The sequence below is a fragment of the Psychrobacter sp. Ps3 genome (genome assembly GCF_022129275.1).
GTDB lineage: Bacteria > Pseudomonadota > Gammaproteobacteria > Pseudomonadales > Moraxellaceae > Psychrobacter > Psychrobacter submarinus.
Map to the genome: position 1 here is coordinate 1 of NZ_JADQAL010000060.1, position 8,678 is coordinate 8,678.

Consider the following 8,678-nt stretch of genomic DNA (forward strand, 5'->3'; position numbering starts at 1 on the left):
GCCTGCGATTTATCTCATTTTTATCACCATTTTTAAAATAGGGACACGCCCTAGTATATTTTTATTCAACACTGTTTTATTTAATATGGTTTTGCTAATGATTAGCTGCTAGTACACCATGCCTTCATTTTCTTGGCTCGATAGAGGTTTAAGTCTTTGTCACTCTCGTCCCTAAAAACCGTCTCCCTTCAGCGCTTCTCTCTTAATTTTGCAGCCAATATCATTGCCGCTATTTGGATGCTGATTGGCTCTACGCGTGCCTTTTCTTGGGTAAAGCCTACCTTTGTACAGTTTGCTTGTTTTGCTCTAATAGCGCTTGGGAGTAATGTACTTTTTTCTTGGCTAGCGGCAGAAAGTGGTAGCGTTTTTAATGAGCAAGGATTAGTCAGTTACCTGATATGGCCGGTGATTATTCTGCTAGCAGGTATTATTCTAGCGCGGCGATCTGGCAATCAAAGCTTATTGTTTGTGCCAGCGGTATTATGGTTAGTGGCAGATAGTATCTCGGCGTTACTACAAAGCTTAGTGCAGTTTTTTGGCACTCAAAACTGGCTGCCAGATTGGAGTTACTCGTTTTTACCGGTATTATTTTTAGTACTGTTTTTATGGCAAACTCTCGCACTGTTATGGATCTTCTCGCAGCGCTTGCGAACGCCTTGGTGGGAGCGCATTATCGTGCTGATAGGAGCTGTGGCCCTGCTGACTATTTGGCAAAAAAACGTCGCCGATCAGCCTATTTTCAAACCCATACCCGTAGAGCCAATACTAGAAGAAGCGGCTATTTATAAGCAGCCTGAGCTACTACAAAACGCCTTAGCGAGTATTGATGCTAGCATCTTAGGTAAGACGGAATGGTACTTTATGGGCGTTGCAGGGTTCGCCGGGCAAGAGGTTTTTCGCTCTGAGATCAATCATGCTCGCGAGCTGTTTGATGTGCGTTTTGGTACAAGTGGGCGCTCGTTGTCTTTAATTAATAACCGCTATAGCTGGCTGGATGAGCCGATAGCGACGAAGACCAGTATTTTACGAGGGCTAAAAAAGATCGGTGAGCAAATGAATAGCGATGAAGATGTGTTGCTGCTCACCTTATCGTCACACGGTAACGAAGATATGCTGCAATTGGCAAACGCACCTGTAGCAATGGATAATTTAGAGTCGGCGTGGCTGCGCGAGGCTTTGGACGAGGCCGGTATTCGCTGGCGGGTTATTATCGTATCGGCTTGCTATTCAGGCTCTTTTATTGACGAGCTGACCTCACCAACCACAGTCGTTATTACCGCATCTGCAGCGGATAAGATGTCATTTGGCTGTACCAATAGCGCTGAGATGACTTATTTTGGTCAAGCGTTCTTCGCGGAGAGCCTACGTAAAAACACCAGCTTTGCCGCTGCCTTTAAAGATGCAAGCTTACGCATACAAGAGCGCGAAAGTATGATGGGGTTTGAGCCGTCAGAGCCGCAGATGGTTGTGGGCAGCTTAATGAAAACGGCGTTGCCCGCTTTTGAGCAGGTGTTATTTGATCAGCAGCGCGCACTGCCGCCATCTGCTATAGTTGACACAAACTAAAAGGGTCGCGCTTTGATGGGCTACGATATCACCACCCCTTAACAAAGCGCTAAACAAAGCCAATGGATAGTCGGCGGATAGTTTGTATAATAGAGATCAAGTCTGCTGTAACTTGCTATATGAATAATAAGTCTGCTTTTAACGGCATTTGCATAACACGATAAATATAACGTATTTTTTAATGAACAATATAACGATAACAACGGTAAATCTAAAAGGATATCAGTGATGAGTCAGTATTCTAATCAAAAGTTATCTGTCAGCTCAAAATTGACACAAATCAGTGCTAATCGCTGCTTTGATGGCGAGCAGCACTATTATCGCCATGAGTCATCAGCGACTAACACGCCCATGACCTTTAGTATTTATTTGCCAGATGAGGCATTAGCCGGTCAGCGCTGTCCGGCGATACTATATTTATCAGGATTGACTTGTAATGCTGATAACGTCACCCATAAAGCGCACTTCCAACAAAAATGCAGCGAGCTTGGTGTCATCTTTATCGCCCCAGACACCTCTCCTCGTAGTAGCGACGATATTGATGTGGCAGGTGATGAGCGTTACTTTGTCGGGCAGGGCGCAAGCTACTATGTCGACGCGATAGAGGCGCCATGGTCAGAGCATTTTAATATGCAAAGTTACATCGTCGATGAGTTTTATGACTTAGTGCGTCAAGAGTTTCCAGTAAACAGCATCGGTATTACGGGTCATTCTATGGGCGGTCATGGTGCATTACTATTAGGCTTTAAATATCCTAGTAAGTTCGTTAGTGTCTCAGCGTTGTCGCCGGTGTGCGCTGCGAGCGAATCGGATTGGGGGCAAGCGGCCTATACCCAGTATTTCGGTGACGATAAGTCATTATGGCAACAAGCTGATGCTGCTAAAGTTATAGCAAAGGCAGGGCAGCAGTACGCCAGCTTATTGGTAGACCAAGGCGCCGCCGATAACTTTTTGAGTGAGGGGCAACTACAAACCGAAAAGCTGCAACAGGCTTGTAAAGACGCGCAGCAGCCTTTGACCCTACGTTATCAAGCGGGTCACGATCACAGTTACTATTTTATCCAAACGGTCATCGAAGATCATATTTGGCACCATTATCGTCAAGCGCAGCTTAGTTAAATAAAACAGCAGCGCTCTAGGTAAATAATAAATAAGGTAACCCTTATGAACCAAACGCCAGCGGATACAGAAACCCGGTCATCATTAGCGACTATGAAAGCAGATATGGTAGCAGCTTTAGCACAAAAGCAGCTAGAGGATGAGCAGCAAACTGAGGCGGCTCACAATACTGAGCAAGCGGTGCTAGCTGAGCCGCCAGTCGATGCAGACGGCAATATCGTATTAGACGAAGTACAGACGTCAAGAGTCATCGAGATGGCATGGGAAGATAGAACGCCATTTGCCGCGATAGAGCATAGCTATGGTCTTGATGAGACGGCGGTAATTAAGCTGATGCGTCATGAGCTAAAACCGTCATCTTTTCGGTTGTGGCGTGAGCGGGTAACGGGCCGTAACACTAAGCACGAAGCCAAACGCGACTTTGAAGTGGGCCACGCTTATAGCAAGACTCAGTATAAACCGCGTTAGTGCTTCTTAAATTATTTCTTATTTTAATACCCATTAAAGAGGTAGCTCTCCTATGATTTGTCCTGATAAGCAGTACTTAATCGCCCCTTCTATTTTATCCGCTGACTTTGCTCGATTAGGCGAAGAGGTCGAAAACGTCTTGGCAGCAGGGGCCGATGTTATTCATTTCGATGTCATGGACAATCACTACGTACCGAACTTAACTTTTGGTAGCATGATCTGTCAGGCGCTGCGTGATTATGGTATCGACGCGCCTATCGACGTGCACTTAATGGTAGCGCCTGTCGATGGTATGATTGAGCAGTTCCTACAAGCCAATCCTAGCGTTATTACCTTTCATCCTGAAGCCAGCGATCATATCGATCGCTCATTGCAGCTGATCAAAGACGGCGGCGCGAAATGCGGCTTAGTGTTCAATCCAGCGACACCGCTACACTATCTAGATTATGTGATGGACAAGGTCGATCAAATTTTGCTTATGAGTGTCAATCCTGGCTTTGGCGGACAGTCATTTATCGAAGGCACGTTGGATAAGGTACGACAAGTACGTCAGCGTATCGATGCAAGCGGCCGCGATATCAGGCTAGAGGTCGATGGCGGTATCAAAGCCAATAATATCCGCGCAATCGCGGAGGCAGGCGCTGATATGTTTGTTGCCGGCTCAGCTATTTTTAACCAAGACGATTATAAAGTCGCTATTGATGCTATGCGTGCTGAGCTTGCAAAAGCAGGCGAGTAGTCGTGGCTCGCTCTGTCTCTTGTTTTTAGGCCTATAAGCCTCCATCTAGATAAGACGAAATAAAAGGTCGTACCAGCTGATTTGAGCGCACTATACTATCAATTGATATGACTATTAATTGAGATGACTGTTAATTGAGGTGACTTATGACTACGCCAATCAATAGCCAAAACCCGAGTTTAAAGGCTGACGCTCCTGCGTCTAAGCCGCGTAGCTTAGTGTCCAAAGGCATTACTATTGGTTTAGCTGTTTTTGCTTTAATACTAAGCTCAGCAGGCTACGGCTTTCGCCTGATAGTAGGTCACGATATCAGCGAGGTTATGCTTCATGCGGCAGTGCTAGTTCCCGCTTTTATCATTGGTATTCCCTTACTGTTTTGGCTCGGCTCAAAGATCTTTAATAAGCTCAATGGCACGCAGATAGAGGGCTGGAATGCGATAAGTTTAGGCTATCTGACCTCTTGCATCTCATTATTATGGATCATGGGCACTTATAGCTGATCTTGTCTTACGCCATAATTCTCCTACCTTTAATAAGCTATTACTAGCTTAGATCATAAAAACGACTGAGTTTTTGTATGCAAATTATGCCCACTCGCATTGCCGATGTTATCTACCCTAAAGAGTTACCGAATGGTCTATTTACCAGTCTTATTATTGCCTGCTTATTATTAGGGCTTGCAGGATTAAGTAAAGGCACGGGCCAAGAGGGTTGGCTCAATGTAATAGAGAACTGGCTACTAATGCTGCTAATATTGCCAACGGCGACCGCTGTGGTGGCTTTACCTTTTAAATATCGCGATCCGACTTTAGAGCTCAAGCTCATGTATTACCTAGGGATGTTTGTAGCCTTCTTATTTACCATCGCCAAACTGCGCTACTGGCGTTGAATATTAGCCCTTGAAATTGAGAGCTAAAGCGTCCATTGTATGAAGTAACGAAGACTTTTCTCGAGCGCTGTAGAGGATTAAATCATTAGTTCTCAAGACAGCAAGCTACGGGATAATAAGGAAACACGAGATGCCATACGATATTGATAATGAGATAGAAGTGGAGACTGATAATACTGATCCGTTTTCAGGATTTGCCAAAGAGACGACGCTTGAGCTGATTGAGGCTGATGATGGTACGCTATTACTGCGTGATTCGGATAAAAATGAAGAAGCGCTGATGACGATTGATTTCTCCGATAAGCTAAAAAACTTATTGGGCAGCGATACGCAATCTATCGGTCAGCACATGATTCATGCCGCTATTCAGGTCATTATGCAAAAGCAGATGAGCCAGTGGCATGCCCATGTCTACGACAAAGAGCCGACGCATTATAGTTAACGCAATACTGGGTTTGGCTTAGCTAGTATTTATTAGTTAGCATTTAACAGAACAGGTATTAAAAGGAACAGGTAATAAAAGCTAAAACGTGGCGCAAAAAAAAGGGTTTATCATGTGATAAACCCTTTTTTTATGCAAATATCAGCGATTAATATAAACGCAGATTATTTGATTTTAGCTTCTTTAAAGATCACATGCTGGCGAACTTTAGGATCAAACTTTTTGATTTCCATTTTGCCAGGCATTGTGCGCTTGTTCTTAGTCGTCGTATAGTAGTATCCAGTACCAGCAGTTGATACTAATTTGATTTTATCTCTCATGATAATTTCCTTTAAAAGTGGCAGAGCACTAAGTTTAAATGGGACTTAAACTTTTTGACCTTGTGCACGCAGATCAGCTAGCACTTTATCAATACCTAATTTATCGATGGTACGCATACCTTTGGCAGACACACGTAGACGTACAAAACGATTTTCAGACTCTACCCAAAAACGATGATGCTTTAGGTTTGGTAGGAAGCGACGACGGGTTTTGTTGTTCGCGTGCGAAACATTATTACCCACCATAGGGCGCTTTCCAGTCACTTGGCAAACTCTAGACATGGCGAACTCCTAATCTATGAGGTATGGGGTTTGTCCCATACCAGTCTGGGCAAGTTGCGCGAATATGCGGCATGGACACAGCAGCGGCATCTTTGCACCAAACAAAACTATATGAAGGTTGAGCTGGCATTACTGTTATCTAAAGGCAAATAACAGAGTGACCAATTCAGAAAATTTAAAGGCGACATTTATACCATAAAATAGCTAAATACTCAAACTATTTTACAATAATAGTCGATCTCAATGGAGCTTATTATACCTGAAATGAGCGTGCTATGTTGTTGATTGTTTGATAGTAAAGATTAATTTTTGGTTGTAAGTTCTGACGAAAGTCAGTAAAGTTGCTGTTATATATTTAATACAATCTGTTAATAAATCTGACGTTGCTGTCAATCTGCTTATCATTACCGATTCTATATCAAGTTGTGTGATGATTTTTGCCTATACTGTTCGACTACATTACTGCTCATGCGGAGTTAAAAACATGTCACATCATTTGCTACCTACTTCTAAATTGTTTCAACTGACAGCCTTAACACTCTCACTAGCTTTGGCTGGATGTGGCGGTGGGGGGACTGATACGGTTGCGCCAGAGCCTGATTTGGGTACGCAACAGCCCGGTACGGGTAATGGGTCTGATAATGGAGGGCAAGAAGTGGGTGAGCTAAATGTCACACCTATCGCGCTGACAGATACTAATGGCAATATTACCCGTACTATAACATCTACAGGAGCCAATGCAAAAGTCGTGGTAACCGATAACGATGGTGCACCAGTTAGCAATGCGTTAGTAACCTTTGAAGGTGAAAATGTAATCTTCGGCACTAGTAATGCGGCCATACTAACTAATGAGGACGGTGAAGCGAACATATCTGTCAAACCGTTAGATAATAGTACGACAGGTAGTTACCAACTCAGAGCAACTGCCAGTTATGAGGATCTAACCGCAACTACCCCAGGTTATAATTTCTCTTTGCAAACCTTAGAGGTTGTATTAACAAATGTTGCTCTATCTTCTAGCAGTCTAGAATCAGGTGGTAGTACAAATATTACGTTGAAGACAAGAGATGTCATTAGTAATACCAATCAAAACAATATTTCAGTTACGTTCGATACGAGCTGTGGCACTTTTGACAATAATAGTATGGTTTCAAGCAACCAAGGTGATGTGTCTGCAACTTATCAAGCAATAGATGATAATGGCAACTTATGTGAAGGTGAGCAAACCATTACAGTCGCACCTGTAAGTAATCCTTCTAACAGCCAAACGGTAACCGTTAATATTGAAGGTGTGGAAGCCAGCTCAATAGTATATACCACTACAGATGATGTGCAGCTAGGTGCCAATAATAGCGGTTCGTCACGCTCAGGAAGTATAGAATTTACTGTGTATTCAAATGGTAGACCTGCCGCTAACCAAAGAGTTCAGATAAGTAAGGTGTTCGCTCCTACTGACTTTAGTTTCGTGAGTCTGGGCAATCGAGCCCCTGAGACAGTTACGAGTGATTCTCAAGGTAGGGTCGTAGTCAATTTATATCCTGGAGCCTTACCTGGCCCAGTAGAGATAAAGGCCGCTTTAGTATCGAACAGTAGTGTCTTTGCTTTATCTAAAAATGTTTCTGTAGCGACCGGACGTGCCACACAAAATGGCTTTAGTATTTCACTAAGTAAAAACGTATTAGCTGCTGGCGTTGATGGTGATATTGCTACTGTGACAGCAAGACTAGTTGATAGAGTAGGTAACCCTGTACCTGATGGTACAGTCGTAAGTTTTATTAGCGAAGGTGGTCGAATTATTCCAAGTTGTGCAACTGCTAATGGTCAATGTAGCGTTGAATTTAGTACGCAAAATCCACGTCCTGTAGATGATCGTATCTCTGTTATGGCGTATGTAGAAGGAGACAAAAGCTATATAGATAGAGATGGGGATAACCAGTTTAGTGCTGGAGATATACTAACCCGTAATATCGGTGACTTCTTCCGAGATGATAATGAAAATAACCAGTATGATGATAATCTAGGTGAATTTATCTATCGCCGAAATGCTTCTAATCTAGAATGCGGTAGCTCATCATTCAGTTATCCTAATATTGACGGAACATGTGATGACAAATTAGATGCTATCTTACGTTATCAGGTTGTATTAGGTTTGGCATCAAACAGTCCTCTATATCCAAGTTTGGGAAGAACTTTGCCAGCAAACCCATTAACTGATTTGGACTCTCCTGTTGAAGTAGACTTCAAAATGTACGGTAACGGCGCTCAAACGGTTAGCATGCCATCTGGAACGAATATTAGCATCGCAGCTGAAGATAAGACCAGTTACTCTCCTACAGCCGTTTTGGCGGATGGCAGAATTCAAGTATCAAATGCTGAGCCAAATACGGTTGCTATTGTTACAGCAGGTTCATCTTCGTTTAATGTATCTATCGGTACAAACGGTACAGGTTCGGCCTCTAGTGGTAATTTACCAGCAGACTCTTCATTGACAGTAGCAGATACAAGTTCAACATGCGAAGCTGAACTCGTTTCTGGTAGTTTGACTGTACCTGATGTTGTTAACTTAGGAGCTGGTGTACCAGTAGGAAATGGTACTTTTGGCAAGGTAACAGATGGTGCGGTCAGCTACACATTTAGCTACAGTGGTTGCCGCCCTAACGATCAACTTAAACTAACAGTGGTAACGCCATCTCCAGCTGCAAACAGTTCTACAAAACTGATTAGATTTATATAAAGTCAATTAAGCTAAAAGTATAGAACCCCCAACCCTACATTGGGGGTTCTTGCGTTATATCTCCCTTAGATTAACACATGAAGTGCAATACCAAATGCAAGGTGAAAAAAAGACCTAGA

The 8,678-nt window shown here is 43.2% G+C and carries 10 protein-coding genes; 8 read left to right on the forward strand and 2 right to left on the reverse strand.

The genetic code is table 11. The features are described 5' to 3' along the window. Positions 1-156 precede the first annotated feature (156 nt). The 7 genes from I3248_RS11825 (at position 157) to I3248_RS11855 (ending at position 5,223) form a co-directional block, all read left to right on the forward strand. Entirely contained in the window at positions 157-1,566 is a 1,410-nt protein-coding gene (locus tag I3248_RS11825) for a C13 family peptidase (RefSeq protein ID WP_238063943.1), read from the forward strand. A 228-nt stretch (positions 1,567-1,794) separates the two neighbouring features. Continuing rightward, complete coding sequence (fghA, locus tag I3248_RS11830) at positions 1,795-2,685, forward strand: S-formylglutathione hydrolase (RefSeq protein ID WP_238063944.1); 891 nt, start codon at positions 1,795-1,797, stop codon at positions 2,683-2,685. Between the two features lie 216 nt (positions 2,686-2,901). Beyond that, entirely contained in the window at positions 2,902-3,153 is a 252-nt protein-coding gene (locus I3248_RS12205) for a TIGR03643 family protein (protein ID WP_346268432.1), read from the forward strand. Between the two features lie 52 nt (positions 3,154-3,205). Next, positions 3,206-3,892 (forward strand): ribulose-phosphate 3-epimerase, encoded by a 687-nt coding sequence (rpe, locus tag I3248_RS11840; protein WP_201601576.1) that lies wholly within the window; start codon positions 3,206-3,208, stop codon positions 3,890-3,892. Between the two features lie 146 nt (positions 3,893-4,038). Then, positions 4,039-4,392 carry a hypothetical protein gene (locus tag I3248_RS11845; protein WP_238063945.1) on the forward strand — a complete coding sequence of 118 codons (354 nt, stop codon included), beginning with the start codon at positions 4,039-4,041 and terminating at the stop codon, positions 4,390-4,392. Positions 4,393-4,469: 77 nt separating this feature from the next. Further along, a complete protein-coding gene (locus I3248_RS11850) occupies positions 4,470-4,781 on the forward strand; it encodes a hypothetical protein (protein WP_238063946.1) in 312 nt (103 codons plus the stop codon). 130 nt (positions 4,782-4,911) lie between these two features. Then, entirely contained in the window at positions 4,912-5,223 is a 312-nt protein-coding gene (locus I3248_RS11855) for a hypothetical protein (protein WP_238063947.1), read from the forward strand. A 164-nt stretch (positions 5,224-5,387) separates the two neighbouring features. Here I3248_RS11855 and rpmG read toward each other — a convergent pair whose 3' ends face one another. Further along, a complete protein-coding gene (gene rpmG, locus I3248_RS11860; RefSeq protein WP_010201403.1) occupies positions 5,388-5,543 on the reverse strand; it encodes a 50S ribosomal protein L33 in 156 nt (51 codons plus the stop codon). A gap of 45 nt (positions 5,544-5,588) precedes the next feature. Continuing rightward, entirely contained in the window at positions 5,589-5,825 is a 237-nt protein-coding gene (gene rpmB / locus I3248_RS11865; protein WP_238063948.1) for a 50S ribosomal protein L28, read from the reverse strand. Positions 5,826-6,309: 484 nt separating this feature from the next. Between rpmB and I3248_RS11870 the strand changes: the two genes are divergently transcribed. Next, the gene (locus I3248_RS11870) at positions 6,310-8,559 is read left to right on the forward strand and encodes a hypothetical protein (RefSeq protein ID WP_201609699.1); all 2,250 of its coding nucleotides are present in this window, start codon (positions 6,310-6,312) and stop codon (positions 8,557-8,559) included. Positions 8,560-8,678: the final 119 nt, after the last annotated feature.

Bases quoted from the DNA above. Each gene is read 5' to 3' on its own strand.
- rpmG (WP_010201403.1), bottom strand. From the start codon at position 5,543: ATGAGAGATAAAATCAAATTAGTATCAACTGCTGGTACTGGATACTAC.
- I3248_RS11850 (WP_238063946.1), top strand. From the start codon at position 4,470: ATGCAAATTATGCCCACTCGCATTGCCGATGTTATCTACCCTAAAGAG.
- rpe (WP_201601576.1), top strand. From the start codon at position 3,206: ATGATTTGTCCTGATAAGCAGTACTTAATCGCCCCTTCTATTTTATCC.
- fghA (WP_238063944.1), top strand. From the start codon at position 1,795: ATGAGTCAGTATTCTAATCAAAAGTTATCTGTCAGCTCAAAATTGACA.
- I3248_RS11870 (WP_201609699.1), top strand. From the start codon at position 6,310: ATGTCACATCATTTGCTACCTACTTCTAAATTGTTTCAACTGACAGCC.
- I3248_RS11855 (WP_238063947.1), top strand. From the start codon at position 4,912: ATGCCATACGATATTGATAATGAGATAGAAGTGGAGACTGATAATACT.
- I3248_RS11845 (WP_238063945.1), top strand. From the start codon at position 4,039: ATGACTACGCCAATCAATAGCCAAAACCCGAGTTTAAAGGCTGACGCT.
- rpmB (WP_238063948.1), bottom strand. From the start codon at position 5,825: ATGTCTAGAGTTTGCCAAGTGACTGGAAAGCGCCCTATGGTGGGTAAT.